The sequence below is a fragment of the Paraburkholderia hiiakae genome (genome assembly GCF_904848665.1).
In the GTDB taxonomy this organism is placed as follows: domain Bacteria; phylum Pseudomonadota; class Gammaproteobacteria; order Burkholderiales; family Burkholderiaceae; genus Paraburkholderia; species Paraburkholderia hiiakae.
The window spans coordinates 1-1,949 of the sequence record NZ_CAJHCQ010000052.1 but is presented as its reverse complement, the minus strand read 5'-3'; the positions used below and the strand labels follow the sequence as shown (position 1 = coordinate 1,949).

The following is a 1,949-nucleotide window of genomic DNA, read 5'->3' as shown; positions in this document are numbered from 1 at the left end:
TTTCAGGGGTTGACCGCGAAGGTGCAAACAGCGCTTGAAGAGAATCCGCTGGGCGGCAACGTCTACATCTTCCGGGGTCGTCGGGGCGATCTGGTAAAGATTCTCTGGGCCACGGAAGACGGAATCTGGCTGCTTGCGAAGCGGCTTGAACGAGGCCGCTTTATATGGCCCAAGGCCGACGGTGGGAAGGTCTATCTGAGCTCTGCACAACTGTCGATGCTGCTTGAGGGCATCGACTGGCGGCAGCCCCGCCGCACCGCCGCATTATCGATGTTGTAAACGGCGAGACAGACTCGTAAACTACGGCGCATGTCGAACGGCGCCGATCTCCCTGACGATATCGAACTGCTCAAGGCCTTGCTGGTCGAGGCCCGTAGTCTGCTTGCCGAACGCGATGTCGAGATTGAGCAGCTCAAGGCGCAGATCGACAAGCTCAGGCGCATGCAGTTCGGTCGCAAGTCCGAGCAGCTGCAGCGGCAAATCGAGACGCTCGAGACTCAACTTGAGGATCTGGCCGCCGGGCGCGGCGTAGCGGATGTGCAGCGTGCGCAGGCCCGTGGTGCTAATGCGTCCTCCTCGAACGCAACGACGGACGACGCGGCTTCCAGGCAAGCGCTTCCCGCGCACCTGCCACGCGAGGATCATGTGCTTGAGCCTGGATCCAGTTGCCCGGATTGCGGTCAACCGATGCAGGTGCTCGGCGAGGACGCATCCGAACAACTCGCCCGGGTTGCAGCGGCGTTCAAGGTCATTCGCACGATCCGGCGCAAACTGGTTTGCCCATGCTGCAGCACGATCACCCAGCCGCCGATGCCCGGCCTGCCGATCGAGCGGAGCATTGCCCATCCGAGCTTGCTGGCAGATATCCTCGTCTCGAAGTATGCAGACCACCAGCCGTTGTACCGGCAATCCGCGATCGCGGCGCGCGACGGCGTGACGCTTGACCGGGCCAGCATGGGCCGCTGGGTCGGCCAGTGCGAGGCGCTGTGCGCACCGCTAACAGAGGCGCTGCGCCGCTATACGGAGTCGGCCGCCAAGCTGCACGCGGATGACACGCCGATCCCGGTGCTCGCACCGGGCAACCGGAAGACGCGCACCGCCCGGCTGTGGGTCTATGTGCGCGACGATCATCGCTCCGGCTCGACGGAACCGGCTTCGGTCTGGTTCGCTTACTCGCCGAACCGGCAAGGCATCCACCCTCAAACCCATCTCGCCAGCTTCAAAGGGATTCTGCAAGCGGACGCTTACGCGGGATTCGACGAGCTGTTCCGCGATGGCTCGATACGCGAGGCGGCATGTCATGCCCACGCGAGGAGAAAGTTCTACGACATCCACGTGCGCACGCCATCTGACACGACACAAAAGGCACTCGAATATATTGGCGGGCTCTATGACATCGAAGCGTCCATTCGCGGCAGGCCCGCCGCCGACCGGCTGCGAATACGGCAGGAGAAAGCCAGATCACTGCTTCAAACCTACGAAGCGTGGCTTAGGGCAAAGCTCGAAACACTGTCGTCGAAGTCCGATACGGCCAAGGCGATCAACTACACGCTGAACCAGTGGAGCGCTCTGACGTTGTATTGCGAAGACGGTACGCTCGAGATCGACAACAACATCGCAGAGAACGCGCTGCGTTGTGTAAGCCTGGGCCGGAAAAATTTTTTATTCGCCGGCTCTGACAGCGGCGGCGAACGGGCAGCCGCGATGTATGCACTGATTGGCACTTGCGCACTGAATGACATCGATCCGCGTGCCTACCTGGACTATGTGCTAACCCACATCGCCGCTCACAAAATCAACCGCATCGACGAGCTCCTGCCCTGGTGTGTGGCCGACAAGCTGCACACGCGGGCCAGTCCGCCGAATTCCGCCACCTGACCGGCAACTCCAGTCCAGCATCATGCCTCACACGCACGAGCATGGACAAACGGCCCAGCTGAGCCGCTTAC

At 61.8% G+C, this 1,949-nt stretch carries 2 protein-coding genes; both read left to right on the top strand.

Annotation, left to right across the window (positions count from 1 at the left end; all coding sequences use genetic code 11):
- A partial coding sequence (gene tnpB, locus JMY28_RS38750) for an IS66 family insertion sequence element accessory protein TnpB (RefSeq protein WP_201701144.1) occupies positions 1 to 279 on the top strand: 279 nt, incomplete at its 5' end.
- 30 nt (positions 280 to 309) lie between these two features.
- Complete coding sequence (gene tnpC / locus JMY28_RS38745) at positions 310 to 1,878, top strand: IS66 family transposase (protein WP_201701143.1); 1,569 nt, start codon at positions 310 to 312, stop codon at positions 1,876 to 1,878.
- Positions 1,879 to 1,949: the final 71 nt, after the last annotated feature.

What these genes read in the sequence shown, in the direction of transcription:
- tnpC (WP_201701143.1), top strand. Translation starts at nt 310, where the DNA reads ATGTCGAACGGCGCCGATCTCCCTGACGATATCGAACTGCTCAAGGCC.